Here is a 22,166-nt window from a genome sequence, read left to right as displayed (position 1 = left end):
GAGGCTCCCACCGAAAGCACCAGGAGTCAGAAGAGGGTCAGCGGCTCGGACGGCATGGGCTCGGGGAGCGGCTCGATCTCGGGCAGCCGGGCCCGCACATCGTCGTGAAAACGACGGGCGAGCGTCAGCGCGTCGGCGTTGTCGGGGGTGTGGATGAACACGGTCGGCGAACGGCCTTCGCGCAGCCATTCTGTGACCGTATCGACCCAATGCTGCCAGCCTTCGATCGTGCGCGCCGTGGCGTCCCTGCCGATGTAGCGGACGATCGGACGGTCAGTGAGAGCGAGCGACCGGCGCGGGACCCGCGGCTTCTTCGTCCACGCGTCCCGCTCGGCGTCACTGGTCGGTGGGCTCTGGAAAAGAACGGTGGTGTCGAACGGGATCCACTCGGCGTCGGCGCCGGCGAGAACTCCTGTGAGAAGCCGTTCGGATCGCGCGTCATCGAAGAACGAGCGGTGGCGGACTTCGACGGCGTATCTGTGCGCGCGGGGCAGGCGACGGAGAAAGCCCGCCAGAGTACCGAGGTCGGTCGGAGCGAATGATCCCGGCAGTTGGATCCAGAGGGCGTCGACCCGCGGCCCGAGTGGCTCGATCGTGTCCAGGAACGATCGGAGTTCCTCGTCCACACCGTTGAGGCGGCGCTCGTGCGTGATCGACTTGGGCAACTTCACCACGAAGCGGAAGTCGGGGTCGGTCTGCCGCGCCCACGACTCCACTGTGCTCTTCGCCGGTGTCGCATAGAACGTCGTGTTGCCCTCCACCGCGTTGCACCAGGTCGCATAGGACCGCAGGCGTTCCCCGGGAGGAAGCGGATGGGGCAGAAAGCGCCCCTGCCATGACGCATGAGTCCACATCGCACATCCCACATGGAGCCGCATGACCTCGACGTTATCCAAGGTCGGCACGCGACAGGACCGAGGGCGTCCTGGTACTCAGCGGCCGGATGCTCGGTGAGCACCGCGAGACGGCATGAACGGTTCCATTGGCTGCCAGGGGAAATCCGTCCCGGTCACGATGAACGTGCTGCCGGAGGAGACGCATCAGGCGCCTTGGAAACCGGATTCGCACCCGTCGCCGTGTTTCCGTGCCGTACGGATCCCAAGCCGCCGGCATGGGAGATGAGCAGGTGGACTTTCATATGCATGGAGCACGCGCGAATCGGCATTGTCGATCATCGTTCATTTCTTGTGCATCGCAATCGTGAGACATGCCGAAAACGGCGACGGCGGCGACCGGAACCGTGCCCGCTGAATGTCCGGTGGCCTACATCTGAACACGCCGATATCGATATCGTCCACCGTTGACAGACATACCAACCAAGCGCATGATTGGTCCTCGACATAGATCATGTTTTGCGCAGCAGGTGCCGAACGCGAGGTGCCGGCAAGGCCGTTGTCCTATACGAAAGGTCGTCGAATGCCTGGTCACAGCTCTCATCCGACCCGCCGGCAGGTTCTGCGCGGTGCCGCCGCCGGCGTCGGGATCGCGTTCGGCTCAACGATTCTCGGCAGTGTCGCCGCCCACGCGGATACCACCGACGCGCCGGAGTACGACGTCGTGGTGGTCGGGGCCGGGGCGGCGGGAATGACCGCCGCGCTGGTCGCGGCGAAACGAGGGCTGAACACGCTCGTGGTCGAGAAAGCGGCCACATTCGGCGGCTCGGCGGCCCGTTCGGGTGCGGGGATCTGGATTCCGAACAACCAGGTCATTCTCTCCGCAGGCGTACCGGACACTCCGGCCAAGGCCGCCGCCTATCTGGCGGCGGTCGTCGGAAGCGAGGTGCCCGCGGACCGGCAGGCGGCGTTTCTCGAAAACGGACCCGCCATGATTTCTTTCGTCATGCAGAACAGCCCGCTGCGCTTCCGCTTCATGGAGGGCTATTCCGACTACTATCCCGAACGGCCCGGCGGCCTGCCGAACGGCCGATCCATCGAGCCGGACATGTTCGACGGGAACCTCCTCGGCCCGGAACTGGCCAACCTGAACCCTGCCTACATCCCCGTACCGAGCGGTCAGGTGGTCTTCAGCGCCGATTACAAATGGCTCAACCTCGCCCTGGTCAACGCCAAGGGCGCGGCCATCGCGCTCGGAACCTACGATCGCTGGATCAAGGCCGCGGCACAGGGCAAGAAGCCACTCACCATGGGCCAGTCACTGGCCGGGGCGCTGCGGGCCGGACTGCTGCAGGCGGGGGTGCCGGTCTGGCTGAACACCCCGCTCGTCGATCTGCGCGTCGACGCGGGCCGCGTCACCGGTGTGCTCGTGACACGCGACGGCACGCAGACCCTGCTCAAGGCCACGTACGGAGTGGTGATCGCCTCGGGTGGCTTCGAGCACAACGCCGACATGCGCGACCACTATCAGCAACAGCCCATCGGCACCGATTGGACCGTCGGCGCCTCCTCCAACACCGGTGACGGCATCGCGGCCGGTCTCGCGGCCGGCGCCGAGGTCGCGCTGATGGACGACTCCTGGTGGGGGCCCGTGATCCCGCTGCCCGGCGAACCGTACTTCTGCCTGGCCGAGCGCACCCTTCCGGGCAGCATCATCGTCAACCAGCAAGGCGTGCGCTTCGTGAACGAAGCCGCGCCCTACAGCGACGTGGTCCATGTCATGTACGAGAAGAACGCCGCGGCGCCGGACATCCCCGCCTGGATGATCGTCGATCAGAACTACCGGAACCGCTACCTCTTCAAGGACCTCGCGCCGACGTTGCCGTTCCCGGACGCGTGGTACGGCAACGGCGCCCTCGTGAAGTCGTTCACGATCGCGGGTCTGGCGGCCAAGATGGGCGTCCCCGCCAGTGCCCTACAGGGCACGATCAGCCGCTTCAACGGCTTCGCCGCGACCGGCAGGGACCTTGATTTCAAGCGCGGCGACAGTGCCTACGATCACTACTACACCGATCCGGCGGTCGTTCCCAACTCCTGTCTCGCCCCGCTGTGGCTCCCGCCGTTCTATGCCTTCAAGATCGTCCCTGGTGATCTCGGCACGAAGGGCGGAATGGTCACCGACGGCAAGGCACGCGTGCTCTCACCTGCCGGTACGGTCATCCCCGGCCTCTATGCGGCCGGCAACGCCAGCGCCGCCGTCATGGGCCACAGCTACGCCGGCGCCGGCTCCACCATCGGCCCCGCCATGACGTTCGGATACGTCGCCGCCAACCACATCGCCGACAACCGCTGAGTAAGGGCGGTGTTCGCGTCATGAGCCGACCAGCCCGTTGAGCGGCGGCCGTCGTGCGCTCCTCAGCCGACGAGCGGGGCGTCCATTTGACCGACCGCCGGCCGCAGCCCCTCCGCCATACCCATGCTCACCGGCTGGCCCATCTGCTCCCGGGAGTCGAAGACCGAGCACGCCTCCATCCAGGTGCCGCCGTCGTGCTCGGTCAGCCGCATCCGTACCGTGGTGGTCGGCATATCGGCGGTGGGCCTCCCATCGTGGTCGGCGAAGCCGTCCACGAACTCCAGGGGATCTGATGGCTACTCCACCCACCACCACCCGTTCCCGAAGGAACGGGTCGGCCTGCCCATGTCCCCCGCCGCGGTCACAATCCAGTCGTCGGCATCGAGTGGTAACGGCACGTAAGCGATCCCCACCCCCGTCTCGGCTCTCCAGTCCTCGTACACGGGGAGATATAGCGCGTGCTCCTGCGCTCCCACACGTCCGTCGATCGAGAGAAGGCTCATCCACCACGGCACCGGTAAGGGCTCGCCGTTCCTGTATGCGGTGGCGAGTGCGTCGAACCGGTCGCGCTGCAGAAGGAAGAGGCTGTCTATGAAGGCGTTCTCCCACTTCGGAACTGAAAGCAGTGCCCCTACGATCACTGCCACAAGCAGGGCACCTGTTGCGCGGGCGTAGGCCTTGCGGGAGAGGTACGTCATCACGGTCAGAAAAGTCCACAGGAAGACCCACGCCCACAACGCCACGATCAACAGCCAGTAGCCCAGCCAGATCGCGCGAAACAGTGGTAGTCGCAGATAGCAGGCGCCTGCCAGCGAGAGCCATCCAAGCGAAGCCACGATGGGCGGAACTCTGTAGCATCGGAAACTTCTCGTAGTAGGCACCGGCGCAGTCTCTGCGACCAAGAAAGCCCCTGCCCGGCCTTCCTGACTACTTTCACAGTATTTGCACCATTTCTCGACGAATGCCGAGATTGACGCACCTCAAAGGCGTTTACCCCTGGCGACCGTAGAGCGCATCACTCGGCGACCGATCCGAAGCCGGAGAAGCCGCCCCGATCCGGGACCTGACGAAAGTCAGGTGAGGGTCCATACGATCGTACGCTGTGTGACCTTCCCGCCGATTTCTAACGTTCGTCCCATGCGAATAGAGACCTCGGAGGGCCCTCGATGAAGACCCGGAAGGTCGCGGTGATCGCGGGTCTGACCGGTGTACTGCTCGCGATGGGGGGAACGGTGGCGAGCGCCTCGGCGGAAGCGCCGGAGACCGGCGGGCTGAGCGATACCGTGATCGACCACTACATGCGCGACTACATCGAGCGGACCCGACTGCCCGGTGCCCTGGTCGCGGTGACAAAGGGCGACCATGTCGTGCACACCGCGGGTTACGGCCACACGGCCGGCGGCGGGGCGATCACGAAGGAGACGCCGATGCCGCTTGCCTCGGTCTCCAAGTCCTTCACGGCCTTGGCGGTGCTGCACCTCGCCGACCAGGGAAAGATCGTCCTGGACGCCCCCGTCCAGACGTATCTGCCCGAGTTCACCATGGCCGATCCTCGCGCCGGGAAGATCACCGTGCGGGAGTTGCTCCAGCAGACGTCCGGGATGAGCGACCAGACCTTCCCCGAGCTGACGCTCCCCCCGCCGGACACTCTCAAGGACGCCGTCGCGATGCTGCGGACCGCCCCACTCGCCACGGACCCGGGCACCACGATGATCTATCACAACCCCAACTACGCTGTCGCGGCGCGCCTGGTCGAGGTGGTGGCCGGAGTTCCGTTCGCCGACTACATGGGCGCCACCGTGTTCGGCCGGCTCGGCATGACGTCCACCAGGACGGTGAACACCACCATGGACCTCCCCGGCGCGGGCGAAGGGTACATCCGGGCCTACGGCCAGGTCGTCAGGCGCTCCCATCCGAAGTGGTTCGTCAACGGCTCCTACGGTGTCGTCAGTACCGCCGGCGACATGGCCAAGTGGCTGATCACGCAGAACGGCGCCGGCCACGTCTTCCCCGAGGAGACTGTCAGGATCACCCAGACCGCGTCCGGCATGGACGGCAGCAAGTACGGCATGGGCTGGGAGACTGGGAAGACCGCCGGGGGAGCGCCTCAGCTCCGGCACACCGGTTGGCTGCTCACCCACAACTCCGCGCAGACCCTCCTGCCGGCGAGCGGATACGGCATCGCGGTCGTCACCAACACCGGGATGATCTCCGGTGACGACGCGGTCATCATCACCGACGGCCTGATCAACATCATCGAGGGTCGCCCCGACGCGGACGCCGTCCCCTTCACCATGACCGCGGATCTCTGGCTGGGCGGCCTGACGCTGCTCAATCTCGGGCTCGGCTTCGTGGGGGTCCACCGTGCCCGCACCTGGGCCCGCCGCCGTACGGGCCGCGCCGTGTGGCGCCTGTTCGTACGGCTGGTTCCCTACGCGTTGCCGATCGCGTTCTTCGTCGGCCTCGCCGATCTGATCGGCTTCCCGATGCGTCGGGTGGGCACGCTGGACCAGATCACCTATGTCTGGCTCGCGCTGTACATCTGGGCCGGCACCGGCGCGCTGGCCGCCGCAGCCGTCGTCGCCTCCCGTCTCGTGCACACCGTCCTCTCCCGCCGCTCGGGCACTCTCGCCCCCTTCATGGGTGGACCCGCGCCGACGTCAGCCAGTCCTTCTCCCTTGAGATAGCGCACCCGCAGGCGGTACGCGGCTTCAGGCGAGGCTCCGGCTGGATCTCCCGGATGGAGACCGGGCGACTGCTGCCGACTCCGGAGACGGTTGAGCGGGTATCCGCGGCGCTTAACCTCGACGAGGACAGGCGGCGTGAGTTGGACGCGCTGCTGCCGCGGCTGCGTGATGAGGTGTCCCGGTTGAAGAGTGGGCTTGCCGGCCGAGAGGCGGCGAACGCCGCACGGGTTCGCTCGGCTCGATGGCGTTCTTCGCTGTCGTGTGCCTTTGCTACACCCTGATCTTCCGGTCAACACCAGCCTCCATCCAGGACCCAGCTGGACTGGTCCAAGGCGGTGATCGACAGCTCCCCCATCCGCGATGGCGCGGGATTTCGCAATGCCGCGTCTTTCGCCGATAATACAACGATGAACTATGGAAGAATTCTCATCTTAATGGCGCTGCTGATCGCTGGCCCCGTGGCGAGTTGCGGACTCGTCGACAAGGCCTCCGGTCGCGAAACATATGTCGTTCAGAGCGCTTCCATGGAACCCACACTAAAGAAGGGCAGTCGTGGCACAGCCCGCCTCACTCGCGGCAACTACGTGCCAAATGAAGGCGACATCGTCGTCTTTCGTGCCCCCGCCTCGTGGAGTCGTTCAGAATGGAAGCAGGCGGGCACCTACATCTCGCGGGTCATCGGCATTCCCGGCGACTCAGTTAGCTGCTGCAACTCAAAGGGGCAGATGGTGGTCAACGGCCATCCATTAGTCGAGCCCTATGTGACGACCAATCCTGCCTCTGCCCTCTCGTTTGGTCCTGTCAACATCGGACGTGGACGTCTTTGGATTCAGGGTGACAACCGGAATATCTCCCTCGATTCCCGCGCTCATCGAGGCGATTCCGAAGGTGGCACTATCGGCGTAACCGATGTCATTGGAGTGATCGGCACCAGTGTCGTATCGAACCAGACCGGCTAGAGAACTTCAAAGCTGAGCTCAGGGCGACTGGAAGTCCAGACCGGTCCTGGCGGTGAATGCGTTGGCCAGGCTGGGATATGGCGCGATGATCCCGCACAAGACCTGCGGCGGCGTGCTATGTGCGGCGCGTCCCCTGGTCCGCCTCCATTCTCCTCGATGCCGCCCGACGATTCGGGCTACACCAAGGCAGGCGGGCTCAGGGCGGTTCACGTACGGCTCACTCGGGGGAGCTACGTTCTACCGCATGGGTCTGGGCGTATCTGTGGGAATCGAGTCGTGGGCGAGCGATGAAGAAGGCCTCACGCACTACCGCGCGGAGATGGACAGGCTGAGCACGGCCCTGATGCAGGAAGGGGTGACGTGGCGTCAGCCGGAGGAACCGGTCTGGCGCGGACCGGAGAGCACGCCGCCGTTCATGCGCAGCCATGCGGCTTCGTTCCCCTACGGGTACCTCCACTACCTGCGCAGAGTTTTCGCCCTCATGAGGAGGGAGGAGCCGGTGACGCCGGTCTTCAGCCAGGAAGAACTCTCCCGGGACGACTACAAGGTCGAAGACGAGACCTTAACGTTCTCCTCACACCTGCTCTGCCACTCCGACTGCGACGGCTACTACGTTCCGGTCGACTTCTACGACCCGCTCTTCCTGTCCGATGGCGCGGGGAGCATCGGAGGCGGGATGGTCGGGTCGAGTCACCGTCTTCTGGCGGAATTGCACGAGTGCGCTCCGATGATCGGCATCCAGATCGAGGAGGACGGGGCCCTGTCGGATGCCGAAGCCTCCCGGGTGTTCGCGCTTCCGGAGAGCGCACCGTTCGAGATCGAATCTGTGGTGTGGCTCGCTTTGCATGAGGTGTGCCGGGCCAGCATCGCGACTGGCTGCGCGGTCATTTTCCACTAGGGACGGTACGCGGTCCGCCGCAGTGATGGCGTCCCCGCGACAGAGATCATCCGGAGCCTGATGGGGAGGAGAGAGGGGGAGCCGCAGAAGCGGCCAGGCCAGATCTTCGCACCTTCGTGGACTGCTCCAGAGCGACTCCACGGAACACCCCGAGCCCGATCATGGCTGCGGCCGTTCTTCTAGCCTTTGGCGGCAAGCTTGACTGGCAACGTCCTCGAACGTCCACAACACTCAGGGCATGCCGACGTCGCGAGTGGTTCTGTCGGCGATGGCCTGGAGTTCGTCGGGGTTGGCGACGTTGTGGATGGCGGTGATGCGGCCGTCAGCGTCGAAGTCGAAGAACCGCCCGGTGACGTCGCGCTGCCGCGACCGGTCCACGGTAAAGCGTGGCCGCTGGGCCCGCACGTGCTCGCGAGCTGTCCCCGGACGTCACACTGTGGACCGACGGCGGCGGCAAGGTCCGCCAGGCCCTGCGTCCAGTCGTGGGCGCACAAACGGTGGCCGCCTGGTTCGCAGCCATCGGCAAGGTCACTTACCAGGGGCGTCGAGCCTGCCGACATGAATGCCGAACTGGTCGAGATCAACGGCGGCCCGGGCCGTGAATCACACGTCGCCGTGCCCGGCCGCAAGTCCTGGTGGACCGCTTCCTTATCAGGCAACGGCAACAGGTGTTCGAACTGGCCTTGCGTGGCCTCTACCTGCGGAGGCAGTCCACTGCCGTCCGCCAGCGTCCAGTGTCGTTCGTCGGCGTTGTCACGCAGTCGGTCACTCAGTAGACCGCCTTTTCACGCTGACTCTTGCGTCAATGCTTCGCATACGCTGCGGCCAGCGCTGATCAATAAGGTCTGCGGCCTCTCGGCAGGCACGACAGGCGTTGGCTCGTTCTGGGAACCACAAGTAGTCAGACGGAGACATGCCTGCCAACTCGTTGCCGCACAGTGTGCGACCGAACGAACCGAAGGCATGGGCGATGTCAGCCGGCAGGTCGTCCGAGACGGCCCTCTCCCACCGCATGTTCACGGGCATGTACGGCGGTCGCGCGATTTCGAACCACTCGCCACCCAGATGCGTTACCGCATAGCACCAGGCGCAGGACCAGATTTGTTCTTCGAATTGATTCGGTTGCATCGGCCACTGCCGCATCGCATGTTCACACACGTCACACTTCACAACCTGATCCTCACATGCGCGATCAACCAGACCAAAAGGAAATAGCCCCTGACCAGCAGAAATGCCAGTCTGGGGTTCCTTCGTTTCGAGTCACCGCCGGGACGCGCACGCCCACCATGTGCGCGTGTCTACGGAACGCCCTACCCATCGTTGTTGTGTCGGACATAATATGGGCATGAGGAAGTTGCGCTTCTACCGGTCGGCACGCAAGCACCGCATCGGGCAGGCGCGTGTTCTTCACGTGGTTTGATCCGGACCGCCGGCCATCGTTCCGGCTGCCGACCCCAACTTGGAGGACCGATGGGTGTGGATCGGCCCAGATGATAGGGGCGTGGAACTGGAAGTGATCGGCATCCTCACCGATAAGTACCTGGTGATCATTCACGTGATGCCGACCGCGTTGAGGAGGAGGAAGCCATGACCGAGCACCGAGAAGCGTGGCCGCCTGACGACATCGAGTTGGTCCTGGATCACGACTCCGAGATCGATAGTGACGTCGAAGAGATCTACGACAGCAAGGGCAATCGGATCACCGACAATTATGTGGATGATGCGATCGCCAATGTTCACCGTGCGATCAACGAGGGCCACGTACCCGTCCCGACCAGCCGCGGCGGGCGTCCCTCACTGACACGCGAAGGGACGCACTCACCAAGAGTCTCCTTCCGGGTACCCGAAGAACTACGCGAACGTGCGAAGGCTCGGGCCGAGCAAGAGGGAAAGACGGTGTCCGCACTGGCCCGAGAAGCATTCGAGCAGTTCCTCAAGGCAGGGTGACTTTCAGAACCGGCCTGTTGATAGCGGAAACGCAATCCGCCGGACGCCGATTGCCCGCGCCGGTTCCGTACCTCGCCGCCTCACAAGATCGAAAGGCCACTTCCTGATCATGGGAAGTGGCCTTTGACGTGCGTTGGAGCCTAGAAGATTCGAACTCCTGACATCCTGCTTGCAAAGACGCATACCGATCTTTCTTTACCAGCGAAACCCAGTTCAGCGCACTGATCGCCTTCGCTGTGACTCCCCGCTGTTCTCCCTTGTTTCCCGTCCCATCGGGCACGCGACGGGCACGGCGATATCCTCGCTGGGACGTTCTTCGGCATTGCACCGCACCTCCCCGCATGGGTACAGCTTGGTGAGTCAAGCCGTAGGCGATCGGGCACGACGCCAGGTTCTTGGATAGCACCGGACGCCGTCGCTCTGCACGCTGGGGAGCGAGTTGACGCAGGAACCCGCGGATTGCGATTCGATCAAGGTCCAGAGCTCCGACCTGAGAGCGCAGTTGCTCATCGCCGAAATCTGCAACAAGTTTGAGCGTGCCATCGAGCGCGGCGCGCCACTTGCCGTCGACGCGGCAGGGTGGCCTATGGGTCGCGGTATGGGGCGGCGACCGCTTGGCACGGATCTCTCCGGACGGACACTTGCTCGGCGAGGTCCCGCTCTCCCGTGCACCAGCCGTCCTCCTGCACGTTCGGCGGATCCCGCCTCGACGTTCTGTACATCACGTCGGCCCGCGAAGGGCTCGATCTTTCCGACGGCGACCCCGTGCACGCCATCGATCAGTTGGGCGCCGTGGGCATGCCGTCGACGGCGTTCGCCGGATGATTGGGGCCGCGATGGTTCGCCCCAACGTGGCAGCCGGTACTCCACAGTGAGGAACTCGCGCATCAAGAGGCGTACCGAGTCGTCGGATAAGTTGGGAGTCCGGGGCGTATTTCGATGCGGCAGTGCTTCCGAATAGCGACTATTTGTCAGACCCGTTCGGTACGGTCGCGACCATGACCAACGTCACCTATGCCGCTGCCTGGGTGCCCGATGACGACCCCCAAACAGTGAGTGCAGGACATTCATGAGCTATCCGGAACCCCGCTACCTCGGCGACACGGGCGAGATCAACGCCACCTACCGCACCGCGGATCACGAGCCCGAGTTGCGGTCCCCCGGTGGCACCGTGACGCACTACCTCGCCACCGGCGCCTCGACGAACGGGCAGTTCGGGATGTACCGGTGGGAGATGGGCCCGGTGCCGAGCGGCCCGAGCCCGCACTTCCACCGCTCGATCTCCGAGTCGTTCTACGTCCTCACCGGCACAATCCGCATCTACGACGGCACCCGGTGGATCGACACCGTCCCTGGCGACTTCGTGCACGTCCCTGAGGGCGGCATCCATGGCTTCCGGAACGAGTCCGGTGAACCGGCCAGCATGCTGCTGCACTTCTCGCCCGGCGCGCCCCGCGAGGGCTACTTCGAAGGGCTGGTCGAGTTCGCCGTGTCCGGGCGCCCCAGCGAGGAGGAACTCGCCGAGTTCTACCTCCGCCACGACACATTCTGGGTATAAGCCCGTCCTTTCCAGCGACAGTAAATCAAGGTGAAGAGCGTGAACGACGACGTCACCCAGTACATCAACAAGACGCAGCCGTGGCAGATCGACGTGTGCGAGAAACTACGTGCGATGATCGGCGAGACCATTCCAGGTGTCGAGGAACGGCTCCAGTACGGCAAGCCGCACTACCTCAAGAACGGGCACTACGCGGCCGTCATCGCGGTAGCCAAGGCCAAGGTCTCGTTCATGGTGTTCAACGCGACGGACATCCCTGAGGTCAAGGGATTCCTCCGGGCAATGGGCACCGGTGAACGCAAGACCGTCGACATCAAGGAAGGAGATAACGTCGACTACGACGCACTTGCCGGCATCCTGGAAAAGACCACGGCCAACTTGTAGTTGCGAGGGTGTCTGCCGCGGCAGGGCCACGGCCCCGGCATCAGGGCTGACGGAGTTCTCGAATGTTGAGACGACCACCCCCGGCACACCCGCCCGACATCGACTCGGCGCACAGTTGGCCGACGACGCCCTCATGGTCGCGACGATCGACGTCGGCTCCAAATCCAACGAGATCACTGCCTTCTCTCCGCTGCTGGACCAAATCGGCTGCCTGAAGAACGTCGTGATCAGCCGACAGGCTCCATACGCAGCGGGAGCACGCCCGCTACCTGCACCGGCGTGAGGCCTTCTACGTCTTCCCGGTCGGCGGCAACCAGCCGGCCCTGTTCGACCAGCTCGACACTCTGGCCTGGAAGGACGTGCCGATCGGATGGACCACCTACGACCGCGGCCACGGCCGCACCGAGATCCGCACCATCCAGGTCATGCCCGCCCCGGCCACAACCCGCTTCCTGCACGTCAAGCAAGTCTTCCTCCTCGAACGCCACGTCTACGACCTGCGCTGGAAGCCGTTGTCGAGCGTCGCGGTGCTGGGCGTCACCAACCTGCCCGCGACGCTGGCCGGCCCACGACGCCTGGCCGAGCTGGTCAGGGGCGAATGGTCGATCGAAAACAAAGATCATTACCTGAGGGATGTCACCCTCGGAGAGGACCGATGCAGGGTCCGTACCGCCTCGGCCCGGTCGATCCTGGCCACCATGCGCAGCTACGCGATGGGTTGCTCCCTCGTTGCCCTGCTCAATAGCCCGCTAATGGCCCAGCGGCGATCAAGCCCCTACCCCTGCCCCATCAGCTAGGGAAGTTGCTCGCGGAGAGCAAGCCACTGATCAAGCGCTCTTGCTGTCGGCGTCGTCGACACATAGCTACGGATGGCCTGGGCCGGCGCCAATAGGTTCTTGCACTGACGGAGGGCCAAGATCTCCACGTGGGGCCGCTGTTGCCAGTTGGTGGCCCACTCTGCGGCGTCCTCTAGCTGAAGAGGGAGGGCGGCGAGGATGTCCACGGCGAGGGCATCGGGGTTCAGGAGGGGTGAACACGTGGGGCCGAGGTTATCGATCAGACATGCACGCAGGTGGAAGCGGCTCGCGTTGGCGATGATGGCGTCCAGACCTGCGGCCTCGGCTCTGGCAAGCGCGTACATGGCCGTCTCCGCCCACATCCGCTGTCCTTCGCCTTGCTCGGGCTGACGGGCGTAGAAGCTGTTCAACTCCCACACCGCGAGCCAGTGGTTGATGGATCCAGAAGGGTGGTCGACCACAAGGTCACTTTCCCATGCGCGGCGCGCAAGCCTTCGCCGGCCTGATCACCCTGTCCGCCGTCGACCCGCCCGAAGGGGAAGTGGGCCAAGGCCGCCGGGTTGATGGCGGGCGGGGTGATCAGGCCCCTACCTCAGCCAGCTACGGCCGACCACGATGAGCAGGGCCTTGGCGATCACCCTGGAGCCGGAGCGCCCCGCTGGAGGCTGGGTTTGAATTGATCCCTCTATGGCGAAAGCCTAGGTTCGGAGCCGTGGCAGATGATCTGGTCAGATCGGCAACGTCGCCTACAAGGTTCCCGTTGCGAGTGACATTCGTCGGGTGGGCTCTGCTTGCCGCGGTGCTGTCGTGGGTTGCTGCGTTCATCGCTTGGTTCTTGGTCAGCTTCTCCCTAGAGCTTGACGAGTGCGGCCTTGACCCACTCACGGAATATGAGACAGAGAAATGCGCTCCCGTCAGCCAATGGGCAAGCGTCACGGCCTATGCCCTGTTTGCCAGTCCACTTGCCTGGCTGCTGGCGGGACTCTTTCTGTGGTTGGCGCCCAGGCGCCTCGTTCGCATCCGACAGCTGGCGGCATGGGCCATGCCTGCGCTGCCGGTCTTCGTCATCGCGGCTCAGGTGCTTGTGTCTTTGCTATACGGACCGCTCCCTGCTTGAGCGATCAGACGACCGTCGTGCGGCGGACCGGCCCGAGCTGCCGGCGGCCGGGACCGGCCCCCAGGCCGCATGCCCGGCCGCCGAGCGGGCGCAGGGCCGCGAGGCGGCGCGCAGCGCCGCCGCTTGATCCTTAAAAGCTCAATTCGGCAATGATCCGGTCGGGCTGTCTACGTCCGGTGGTAGACCGTTGGTCATGGAGGATCGGCAGGATCGGTTGCGGGAGCTGGGCGAGCTGCTGCGGCGGCTGCGTAAGGATGCGGGGCTGACCGGTAAGGATCTCGCGCAGCGGGCCGGAGTGGCTCAGCCGACGATCTCTCGGATGGAGACCGGGCGACTGCTGCCGACTCCCGAGACGGTTGAGCGGGTATCCGCAGCGCTTAACCTCGACGAGGACAAGCGGCGTGAGTTGGACGCGCTGCTACTGCGGCTGCGCGATGAGGTGTCCCGGTTGAAGAGTGGGCTTGCCGGCCGAGAAGCGGCGAACGCCGCACGGGTTCGCTCGGCTCAATGGATGGCCGTGTTCTCCTCGGCGATGATTCCGCCGCTGTTGCAGACGGCCGAGTACGCCCGGCTCGCTCTCGCGATCGGCCAGGATGTGGACCAGGACGACGTGGCCAAGGCGGCGGCCGTACGGGTCGAGTCTCAATCCGTCGTGTTCGAGCCTGGTCGGAAGTTCGCGTTCGTTCTGACTGAGGGCGCGGTGCGGACGTGGCCGGGATCGCCGTCGTTGATGCCAGCGCAACTCGATCGGCTCGCCCAGGTGTCCACGCTTCCCCATGTGCGCCTCGGGGTCGTTCCCTGGAGCGTGGAAGCGCCGGCCTTCCCTCTTCACGGGTTCACGATCTACGACGGCTCGGTGAGCGTGGTCGAGAGCCTGACCGGTGATCTCACCCTGACGGAGACCGGCGAGATCGACACGCACATGGACGTCTTCGAGGCGTTCGCCGCTGCCGCTGTCTACGACGATGCCCTACGGGATCTTCTAGGGCAGATCGGGGCGGACTACCGCGCTCTCGCCAGCAAGTAGCCAGTCCTAGCGCATTTATGCGTCGAATACCTTGAGTAGCTTCTAGCGTTGGTCATACGCTGCCGACATGGATGTATGGCGAATGTCCCGCCACTTCCTCGGCTCCCCCGCCTCGATCACCGAAGCCCGCCGCTTCGTCACCACCTTCTTGAAGTGCTGGCCGTCCCTGCAATCGGCCGAACTCATCGTGAGACTGGCCACCAACGCCGTACGGCATTCGGCAAGCGGTCGATTCGGCGGGCTGTTCACCGTCACAGCGTCGCTGCATGACTTCACCTGCGACGTGAACCATCCCGGCTCGCCCTCAGCCACTGTCGTCATGCTCCGCCGTACCGGCGACGCGTTGGACTTCCTCGTTCTGGCCGACTCCGTCCTCGTACTTGACGTGATCGGCGCGGATGCGCCGATGGTCATCACCGATGATCGAGAAGGACAAGTCGGTAAGCGCTACCGGACGGCCATGGATGCGCTGGGCTCCGGCACTCCCGATCACACTGCCGCTCTGCGTGAGTACGTGGAGGCCATGCGGGCGCACCGCAACCGCGACGGCGGATTCTGGGTCGCGGCCTCTGATCCACTCGCTGCAGAACAGGCGCTCACAGGAACACTGCCCACTGACCAGATTCGCGCGGCGGCACTCCTCAGCGATGGAGCATCCCGCCTCGTCGACCGCTTCGGCCTCGCCACCTGGCGGCAAGCCCTCGACATCCTCGCCCAGGGCGGCCCCGCCGAACTCATCCGCCAAGTCCGCCAGGCGGAACACTCAGACATACACGGCAAGCGCTGGCCCCGTGGGAAGTCTTTGGACGACGCCACTGCGGCCTACAGCATGCCGTAGCTATCCGCACGGTTATCCGGCACGGTTATCGTCAAGGCATTTCGTATCGAAGCCTCTTGTGATCAGCCACACGGCCAGAACCAAGCTTTGTAGGGCTAGTGGTGCGTTCATGGCCAGGTAGAGCGGCGTGACGACGTCAGTCACACGAAACAGCACCAAGAAACTCGCCGACATGGCCAATCCAGCCCCAAGGATTCCCCATACAGACAGCCAGCGAGGGACAAATCTCCACCGATATAGAATGGCGAACAGCAGGAGATCTCCGAGGCTCAGCGAGATGATCAAGGCGACATGATTGACCAGGTCGCGCGCCGTCCGCAACAACTCGCCCAAGGCTCCGAGGTGGGATGCACCCACAGCGCCGGCTTGGGTGAATTCCTGACCCAGCACCAGGAACAGCGGTAAGAGAATCACACCTGTGAAATGGAACGTCGCTGCGATCATCCTGAATCCAAGGAAGCCCAGACTGAGCGCTTCATTCGCCATTCTCAATGTTGGATACAGGTACAGCGCAAACCCGACATAGGCGGGGATCATGATGAACTGAGAAGCTGCGCCGATGATGATCTGGCTCTCATGCGCAGAAATGAGATCGAGATAGTGCGGCTCCTCTATGGCGGGAACAACACTGAACACGCCGACGACCATGCCCACGATGACTAGTGCGCCGGCAATTGCAGTTGCTCGCCTGGCTGTATTCATGACACTTCTCCCCGTATATGTCGCCGCGGCCGGCCGCTCCGCCTCTTACACCTGTAAGGCTGCTGCAGACGCTATCCTTACATCCGTAAGGCCGCAAGCGTTCCTGCGCATCACGCCGCCCCGCCCAAGCCTGGCGAGACGACGCCGAAAAGGCCGGCGACGACACCACCGACCTGGACGCGGCGATAGCCGACCTCGACGACGAGACATCCAGCCCAAGGGCGCCAAGCGGGGCATGATCCCCGGCCGGTGCCGGGGCAAGGCGCACAAGCCCGAACACCTCGGCTACGCCGGACGCCGCGTCCTCGTCTCCCGGAAGTGGTCGAACAAGACCCTGACCGAGCACAAGCACGACCGCCGTACCTGGGTCCTGGAAGCCCTCGGCCTGTCAGACGAATCGATCGACCCGCACCGCTATGTCTGGCGGCCGGTCAAGCCGATCGATGAGGTAGAGAATGAGCAAGCGCATAGCCTCGAATGACACCTGATCCGCGTTTGTTCGAGTGACGGCCATAACCTCATCCACGACATCGGGATCGGACTCGATTCGAGAAGCTGCGGCGTTGGCTCCGCAAGGCCGAAGGGCGTGACTGGACGGGCGCCACCCGGCGCGGCCTGAGGATGGCGAGATTCAAAGGGTGGGTGGCCAAAAGGCCAACCCAGGCATCCTTCCCAAGTCGGAGATCGTCGGCCTGGGATCAGGGTTTCCGTCAGGGATAGCTCCGATGCCGCACTGCCCTCTCGTGGGCGATCGTGATGCGGCGGAGGCCGAGAGCCGGACTCCGTAAATCGGAGGAACAAACGTGAAGGGAAAACGCACCAGCGCGGCCGTCGTGGCCTGCGTGACCGTGTCACTGCTGGCAACACCTGCCGTGACCACCGCCGCGGCGGCCGACACGAGCCCGAGCAGTCGGCCGAATTTGCAGGCGATATTGGACAAGGCCGTCGCCGACGGCTCGGTTGCCGCCATCGCCGAAGTTCGCGACGGAGACAAGACCTGGCGAGCCGCGAGCGGCAAGGCGAAGCTGAACAACGCCCAGCCGGCTCCGGTGAACGGGCGGTTCCGGGCCGGGAGCGTCACCAAGTCATTCACGGCGACCGTGGTGCTTCAACTCGTGGGAGAGGGAAAGCTGCGACTGTCCGACAGCGTGGAACAGTGGCTGCCGGGGCTCGTGGACAAGGGCGCCGACATCACGATCAGGCACCTCCTCCAGCACACCAGCGGCCTTCCCGAGTACTCGACGGGCATGATGGACGAGGCGGGCATCCCCAAGGAGCGCTATCGCACCTGGTCGGCACGCGAACTGGTGGAAAGGGCGGACAAGCTTCCGCGCGATTTCCCGCCCGGGACCGACTACAGGTACTCCAACACGAACTACATCGTGCTCGGCATGCTGATCGAGAAGGTCACCGGCAGGCCGTACGCGACAGAGGTCAGGGAGCGGATCCTGCGGCCGCTCGGCTTGCGGCACACCCGCGTTCCTGGGGCCTCTCCGGAGGTGTACGGCCCGCACGCCCACGCTTATGTGCCGGTCACCAGGGGCGGCACGGTCGTCCCTGTTGACGTCACGCGGTTCAATCCCACGATGGCCGGTGCGGCGGGCGAGATCATTTCCACGAACGAGGACATCAACCGGTTCTACCGCGCCCTGTTGCAGGGCAAGCTGCTCCGTCCTGGTCTGCTGAAGGAGATGAAGGACCCCGGCACGGCGAAGGGGTACGGGCTGGGGCTGGAGGTGGCACCCCTGCCCTGCGGCACTGCGTTCGGTCACGGCGGCGGTGGCCCAGGCTTCCTCGTGGTGGCGTTCAGTTCGGCCGACGGTTCGCGACAGGTCACATTGTCGATCACCACGTTCTCCGGCGACCCCCATAAGGCGGCCATGACCCTGATGACCTCTGCGCTGTGCCCTTAGAGGGCGTCAAAGGCCGAGGTTAGGGCGGTTGGAAGTTCAAGCTCGTCTTGGTGGTGAAGGCGGCCGGCCGTGATGCGCTTGGCCACCGTCGCGTAGACCCGGGTCATCCGGCAGACCCAGGGCATCCGGGGCTACGGTGGCCAAGGAGTTATTCACCGCGACACGCGACGCAAGCGGGCTCAAGGCGGGCTTCTACTACTGGCTGTAGGGGTGGCACAACACACCGGGGCGCCACGGGTCCGCGGCTACGTCAAGAACTACATGCTCCCGCAGATGCGGGAGCTCATCGAGGGCTACGCCCCCGACATCATCTGGCCCGGATGGAGCACGACAGCGACCGGCGGCGCTGATCTACCAGCATGCCACCCGCGACGCTGACCAGAAGATCGCCCATGCGCTGAGCGCTCGCGTTGAGGCCGAGCGGAAGAACGACGAAGAGAGCTCGACCGATGTGCCGGTCTCGAAGGGTTAATGGCACGTTAATGGCCCGAACGCCGCTCCTCTTGATCGAGGAAGCGGCGTTCTCGCAGGTGGAGCCTAGGAGATTCGAACTCCTGACATCCTGCTTGCAAAGCAGGCGCTCTGCCAACTGAGCTAAGGCCCCCTTAGAACAAGCCCGCTACCTGTGGAAACGCAGATGATCGCGAAATTGTTCGGCATGGACACCGTAGCAACAGCGTAGGCTTCCGCGCCACTCGACCTATCCACACCAACCCGGGCCGAACCCGCTACATCCAGTCCGGGCACTTCGAGGTCAAGGTCACGCTCGCCGGCGAGCCGCCCCGGGAGCGGTCGACGACGTACGCCACGCCGAAGGGCGAGGCACTCATCTGGCGGCGCCTGTACGAGGCTGGGATCACGATTTCTCGACCCGCTCCGCGCCACGGGGCCGAAGCAGCCTAGGCACGCAGCGCGTCCGTGATCCATTGGCGGCCCCACCGACCTTAGGGTCGGCGGGGCCGCGTATCGTCAGCCGTTCACGGAGCGGCGTTCCGACACTCCGACCTCGAGATCCCTTCCGGCCTGCCCGCGCTCTCGTGAACGTCAGGTCGGGAACAACCACGTCCCCATGGAACGCGGAAGCCGTTGAAACGGTCTTCCAGGTGCTGCGACAGCACACCTGCCGGTTTCACCAGGGCGAGACCGACCGGCCCGGCGGTCTACGGCCGGAGAGGGTGCTTACCTAATCCCGGGTGGGAAAGGTGATCAGGAAGCCATTGCCTGCGGCGTTGCCGTTGCCACCGTTGCCGCCGTTGGCATTGTTGTTGCCGCCGCCGGCGATCGAGCCACCGTTACCGCCATTGCCGCCGCGGGCCGCGACGAGCTGGGCGAGAAGGGCGGCGGCCGGGATGTCGAAGTCCCGTTCCTCCCTGACCTCACGCTCTTGCCGCACCTCCGGCTGGCGGACCCGGATGTTATTGATCAGGTTCTGGCGCTGCCGCTGGTGCTGACGCTGGTCCTCTCGCTGGTGCTGGCGGTTGCGGTTGTGGTTGCGGTTCCAGTTACGGTTCCGCTGGCCGCGACCCCAGCCGCCCCCGCCCCAGCTGGCGAAGCCTCCCGCCTGAACGACGGACGCGCTCGCCGCGGTGGCCGTGGTGGCGGCGGACAGCGCGACCGCCCCGCCGGTCAACGCGGCGCCGACGGCCAGCAGCCCGACGAGACTCTTAAACTTGGACATAGCGATTCTCCCCCGAAAAGGAATCGATTCCTCTAGACGCTCGAACATCTCCGCCATTCATGCCGAAGAATGCCCCGGATCACCCCCGATAGGGCTATTTCCGCATCGTCTGGATCTCCGGAACCACGCAATGACAAACACCGCCATACCGTTCTTAGGCAGCTCTTGTCGCGTCATTGATCAACAAAAGCCCGAGATCGCGGTCTGACCATGATCTGACTGGAAGGCGCACAGCGAGATTCCGCGTGACGCCGGAGGTCGATAGCGCCGTCCGAGGACGCTCCGCACGCTGGCTGCGCCGAGTAGCTGCCTGTGGTCGACGTGCGGTCAGTGACGATCGGCGAGAGCGCCTGATCGGCTGATCCTGCGATTTCAGACCGCGTCGGACGACACCGAAATACAGCGCCTAATTGGGTCGCACACCGTAAATTCGGCTGTGGGCGCCGGACGCGCCTGTGGGAGGTCGCCGAGGCCACCCTGGCGACGAATCCGGACACCGAGGATCGACGTTCACCTCACGACTCGCCGGATCGATCGGCCCTCTCGTAGTGAAGCCCCGCCCGCCAAATCATCCTTCCCGAGAGCCCGCAAGGAACGTGGGCTGATCCGGCATGCGCACGCACCATCGGCACGCTCGTCGCCTATGGACGGCGAGTGAGTCCATCCATGACCAGGGAGAAGAGGTGCTCACGCCGGGCAGCGACGGAAGGCGCCTGCTCGGCGATCCAGCTCACGGCGTTGACCAGCGCGAACAGGTCCGTGCCGTCGACGTCGGCGCGGATTCGGCCGGCGTCCTGAGCGCGCTTCAACAGACGGGCCCCGGCCTCACGCATCGCCAGGCACGACGCGTGCAGAGGCGAGCTCTCGTCGCTGAGCGTCGTCATCATCGACGCGGCCAGGCCGCGATAGGCGGTGGAGCCCGCGGTGAAGTCGCGGAGCCACTCCATCAACGCCTCCTCCGGCGCGGCGGCGGCCGCGAGCGAATCAGCCTTCACCGAGAGGCGGTCGAACCCCTGACAGAGCAGCGTCTGGAGCAACGCGTCGCGAGTCGGGAAGTGCCGGTAGAACGTGCCCATCCCGACACCGGCCCGACGGGCGATGTCGCGGAGCGAGGCCTGGGTGCCCTGCTCATCGACGACGGTTCTGGCCGCATCGAGGATGCGGGCGCGGTTGCGCTGTGCGTCGGCGCGCTGCGCGCGTTGCGGATCCGGATCGGACGCCGTCTTCCCGGTCATGCGCGACTCCTCGGCATTGACAATCGGAGCGGCGCTCCGGTTAGTATCTGGAGCACCGCTCCGGATCGTACCGGGAACACGTCCCGTCGACCAAAGCCACCTGCGAATCAGGAGAAGACGATGCCGAGAACAACGATGAAGGCGGTGCGGGTGCATGCCTTCGGCGGCCCCGAGGCCCTGGTGTACGAGGAGGTCCCGCGCCCTGAGCCCGGGCCCGGCGAGGTGCTCGTCCGCGTACACGCCGCCTGCCTGAACCCGCCCGACTGGTACGGGCGCACAGGGTTCGCGAACATCCCGGAGGAGATACGGCCGCGGCTCTCCCTGCCATGGACTCCGGGCTCGGACATCTCGGGCGTCGTCGCCGCCGTCGGCCCGGAGGTGACCGATCTGACCGAGGGAGACGCCGTGTTCGGACTGGTGCGCTTTCCCGATATCCACAACGGCGGCAAGGGCTACGCCGAGTACACGACCTCGCCCGTGTCCCACCTCGCCCGTAAGCCGGAGAGCATCGACCACGTGCGGGCAGCCGGCGTGCCGATGGCGGGACTCACCGCGTACCAGTTCCTCTTCGACCATGTACGGCTCGAACCCGGCAAAACCGTGCTCGTCAACGGCGCGGCCGGTGGGGTCGGCCACTTCCTCGTGCAACTCGCCAAAACCAGGGACGCACACGTGATCGCCGTAGCCTCGGGACGCCACAAGGAGTTCCTCCGCGGCCTGGGCGTCGACGAGTTCATCGACTACACCATCACCGACGTGGCGAAGGCGGTACGCGGCGTCGACCACCTCCTGGACACCGTGGGCGGTCTCCAAGGCCACCGGTTCCTCCCAGTCGTCAAGGCCGGAGGCACGATCAGTCCGGTCTTCTTCGGCGAGTACCACCACGACCGCGCGGCCGAGTTGGGCATCACCTTCGCATCAGGCCAGGTCCACTCCGACGGGGCGCAGATGGCCGAGCTGGCACGATTGATCGACACCGGTGCCGTACGCGTCGGCATCGACAGCGTCTTCCCGCTTGCTGACGCGGCCAGGGCTCATGACCGCGCTGAACAAGGGCACATCCAAGGAAAGATCGTCCTGCAAGTTGTCGAGGAGTAGGACCAGGCTCCCGCCCTGCAGCCGGGCCCCGCCATCAGGGAGGGGCGAGGGCCGACAGGGTGGTCGGCCCAACAGCGAAGGGCCCGAACACGCTGGTGGCCCGGCCCGCGCACCGGAGCGCCTCCTGGGCGTACAAGCGGCC

At 65.0% G+C, this 22,166-nt stretch carries 21 protein-coding genes, 1 tRNA gene and 2 pseudogenes; 15 read left to right on the top strand and 9 right to left on the bottom strand.

Annotated elements, in window-relative coordinates; translation table 11 throughout:
- Nucleotides 1-26: 26 nt before the first annotated feature.
- Nucleotides 27-878 (bottom strand): DUF72 domain-containing protein, encoded by an 852-nt coding sequence (locus AB0I59_RS23790; RefSeq protein ID WP_061255978.1) that lies wholly within the window; start codon nucleotides 876-878, stop codon nucleotides 27-29.
- A gap of 538 nt (nucleotides 879-1,416) precedes the next feature.
- Between AB0I59_RS23790 and kstD the strand changes: the two genes are divergently transcribed.
- Nucleotides 1,417-3,186, top strand: a complete 1,770-nt coding sequence (gene kstD / locus AB0I59_RS23785) for a 3-oxosteroid 1-dehydrogenase (protein WP_061255980.1) — start codon at nucleotides 1,417-1,419, stop codon at nucleotides 3,184-3,186.
- A 62-nt stretch (nucleotides 3,187-3,248) separates the two neighbouring features.
- Here kstD and AB0I59_RS23780 read toward each other — a convergent pair whose 3' ends face one another.
- A complete protein-coding gene (locus tag AB0I59_RS23780; RefSeq protein WP_061255983.1) occupies nucleotides 3,249-3,461 on the bottom strand; it encodes a hypothetical protein in 213 nt (70 codons plus the stop codon).
- A gap of 21 nt (nucleotides 3,462-3,482) precedes the next feature.
- Entirely contained in the window at nucleotides 3,483-4,022 is a 540-nt protein-coding gene (locus AB0I59_RS23775; RefSeq protein ID WP_061255985.1) for a hypothetical protein, read from the bottom strand.
- Between the two features lie 330 nt (nucleotides 4,023-4,352).
- Here AB0I59_RS23775 and AB0I59_RS23770 point away from each other — a divergent pair, with 330 nt between their 5' ends.
- The 3 genes from AB0I59_RS23770 (at nucleotide 4,353) to AB0I59_RS23760 (ending at nucleotide 7,730) form a co-directional block, all read left to right on the top strand.
- Nucleotides 4,353-5,873: a serine hydrolase domain-containing protein gene (locus AB0I59_RS23770; protein WP_358136079.1), complete on the top strand. Its 1,521-nt coding sequence runs from the start codon at nucleotides 4,353-4,355 to the stop codon at nucleotides 5,871-5,873.
- Nucleotides 5,874-6,208: 335 nt separating this feature from the next.
- Complete coding sequence (gene lepB / locus AB0I59_RS23765; RefSeq protein WP_358136076.1) at nucleotides 6,209-6,832, top strand: signal peptidase I; 624 nt, start codon at nucleotides 6,209-6,211, stop codon at nucleotides 6,830-6,832.
- Nucleotides 6,833-7,076: 244 nt separating this feature from the next.
- A complete protein-coding gene (locus AB0I59_RS23760; protein ID WP_061255987.1) occupies nucleotides 7,077-7,730 on the top strand; it encodes a putative DNA-mimic protein in 654 nt (217 codons plus the stop codon).
- 231 nt (nucleotides 7,731-7,961) lie between these two features.
- Here AB0I59_RS23760 and AB0I59_RS23755 read toward each other — a convergent pair whose 3' ends face one another.
- Nucleotides 7,962-8,108: a hypothetical protein gene (locus AB0I59_RS23755; protein ID WP_358136073.1), complete on the bottom strand. Its 147-nt coding sequence runs from the start codon at nucleotides 8,106-8,108 to the stop codon at nucleotides 7,962-7,964.
- A gap of 1,209 nt (nucleotides 8,109-9,317) precedes the next feature.
- Here AB0I59_RS23755 and AB0I59_RS23750 point away from each other — a divergent pair.
- The 5 genes and pseudogenes from AB0I59_RS23750 to AB0I59_RS23730 all read left to right on the top strand — a co-directional run.
- Nucleotides 9,318-9,677, top strand: a complete 360-nt coding sequence (locus AB0I59_RS23750) for a hypothetical protein (RefSeq protein ID WP_358136071.1) — start codon at nucleotides 9,318-9,320, stop codon at nucleotides 9,675-9,677.
- 666 nt (nucleotides 9,678-10,343) lie between these two features.
- Nucleotides 10,344-10,502 carry a hypothetical protein gene (locus AB0I59_RS23745; protein ID WP_358136068.1) on the top strand — a complete coding sequence of 53 codons (159 nt, stop codon included), beginning with the start codon at nucleotides 10,344-10,346 and terminating at the stop codon, nucleotides 10,500-10,502.
- A 244-nt stretch (nucleotides 10,503-10,746) separates the two neighbouring features.
- Complete coding sequence (locus AB0I59_RS23740) at nucleotides 10,747-11,235, top strand: cupin domain-containing protein (protein WP_061255991.1); 489 nt, start codon at nucleotides 10,747-10,749, stop codon at nucleotides 11,233-11,235.
- Between the two features lie 39 nt (nucleotides 11,236-11,274).
- Complete coding sequence (locus AB0I59_RS23735; protein WP_061255993.1) at nucleotides 11,275-11,619, top strand: DUF1801 domain-containing protein; 345 nt, start codon at nucleotides 11,275-11,277, stop codon at nucleotides 11,617-11,619.
- A gap of 239 nt (nucleotides 11,620-11,858) precedes the next feature.
- A pseudogene (locus AB0I59_RS23730) lies at nucleotides 11,859-12,416 on the top strand (ISAs1 family transposase); the annotation flags it as partial.
- Here AB0I59_RS23730 and AB0I59_RS23725 read toward each other — a convergent pair.
- Complete coding sequence (locus AB0I59_RS23725) at nucleotides 12,413-12,877, bottom strand: hypothetical protein (RefSeq protein ID WP_358136066.1); 465 nt, start codon at nucleotides 12,875-12,877, stop codon at nucleotides 12,413-12,415. The pseudogene AB0I59_RS23730 and the gene AB0I59_RS23725 sit on opposite strands and share 4 nt — an antisense overlap.
- 849 nt (nucleotides 12,878-13,726) lie before the next feature.
- Between AB0I59_RS23725 and AB0I59_RS23720 the strand changes: the two genes are divergently transcribed.
- Nucleotides 13,727-14,560, top strand: a complete 834-nt coding sequence (locus tag AB0I59_RS23720; RefSeq protein WP_358136064.1) for a helix-turn-helix domain-containing protein — start codon at nucleotides 13,727-13,729, stop codon at nucleotides 14,558-14,560.
- Nucleotides 14,561-14,642: 82 nt separating this feature from the next.
- Nucleotides 14,643-15,398 (top strand): integrase, encoded by a 756-nt coding sequence (locus AB0I59_RS23715; protein WP_358136062.1) that lies wholly within the window; start codon nucleotides 14,643-14,645, stop codon nucleotides 15,396-15,398.
- A 12-nt stretch (nucleotides 15,399-15,410) separates the two neighbouring features.
- Here the strand turns inward: AB0I59_RS23715 and AB0I59_RS23710 are convergent, their stop codons facing one another.
- Nucleotides 15,411-16,100, bottom strand: a complete 690-nt coding sequence (locus tag AB0I59_RS23710; protein WP_358136060.1) for a DUF4386 domain-containing protein — start codon at nucleotides 16,098-16,100, stop codon at nucleotides 15,411-15,413.
- On the opposite strand from AB0I59_RS23710, the pseudogene AB0I59_RS23705 reads away from it, so the two are divergent.
- The 3 genes and pseudogenes from AB0I59_RS23705 to AB0I59_RS23695 form a co-directional block, all read left to right on the top strand.
- Nucleotides 16,012-16,509 (top strand): annotated as a pseudogene (locus AB0I59_RS23705) (replication initiator); the annotation flags it as partial. The gene AB0I59_RS23710 and the pseudogene AB0I59_RS23705 sit on opposite strands and share 89 nt — an antisense overlap.
- Nucleotides 16,510-16,903: 394 nt before the next feature.
- On the top strand, nucleotides 16,904-18,013 hold the full coding sequence (locus tag AB0I59_RS23700) for a serine hydrolase domain-containing protein (protein ID WP_061256005.1): 1,110 nt from the start codon (nucleotides 16,904-16,906) through the stop codon (nucleotides 18,011-18,013).
- A gap of 210 nt (nucleotides 18,014-18,223) precedes the next feature.
- Nucleotides 18,224-18,391 (top strand): hypothetical protein, encoded by a 168-nt coding sequence (locus AB0I59_RS23695; RefSeq protein ID WP_358136057.1) that lies wholly within the window; start codon nucleotides 18,224-18,226, stop codon nucleotides 18,389-18,391.
- Nucleotides 18,392-18,544: 153 nt separating this feature from the next.
- Here the strand turns inward: AB0I59_RS23695 and AB0I59_RS23690 are convergent.
- From AB0I59_RS23690 to AB0I59_RS23680, 3 genes are all read right to left on the bottom strand, one after another.
- Nucleotides 18,545-18,617 (bottom strand) — tRNA-Ala (locus tag AB0I59_RS23690).
- A 579-nt stretch (nucleotides 18,618-19,196) separates the two neighbouring features.
- On the bottom strand, nucleotides 19,197-19,691 hold the full coding sequence (locus AB0I59_RS23685) for a hypothetical protein (protein WP_358136054.1): 495 nt from the start codon (nucleotides 19,689-19,691) through the stop codon (nucleotides 19,197-19,199).
- 641 nt (nucleotides 19,692-20,332) lie between these two features.
- Nucleotides 20,333-20,926: a TetR/AcrR family transcriptional regulator gene (locus tag AB0I59_RS23680; protein ID WP_061256009.1), complete on the bottom strand. Its 594-nt coding sequence runs from the start codon at nucleotides 20,924-20,926 to the stop codon at nucleotides 20,333-20,335.
- 120 nt (nucleotides 20,927-21,046) lie between these two features.
- Between AB0I59_RS23680 and AB0I59_RS23675 the strand changes: the two genes are divergently transcribed.
- Nucleotides 21,047-22,024 (top strand): NADP-dependent oxidoreductase, encoded by a 978-nt coding sequence (locus tag AB0I59_RS23675; protein WP_358136051.1) that lies wholly within the window; start codon nucleotides 21,047-21,049, stop codon nucleotides 22,022-22,024.
- Nucleotides 22,025-22,166: the final 142 nt, after the last annotated feature.

The sequence above is a fragment of the Microtetraspora glauca genome (genome assembly GCF_040656155.1).
In the GTDB taxonomy this organism is placed as follows: domain Bacteria; phylum Actinomycetota; class Actinomycetes; order Streptosporangiales; family Streptosporangiaceae; genus Microtetraspora; species Microtetraspora glauca.
The sequence above is the reverse complement of the archived record's forward strand: the minus strand, read 5'-3'. Positions and strand labels throughout refer to the sequence as shown.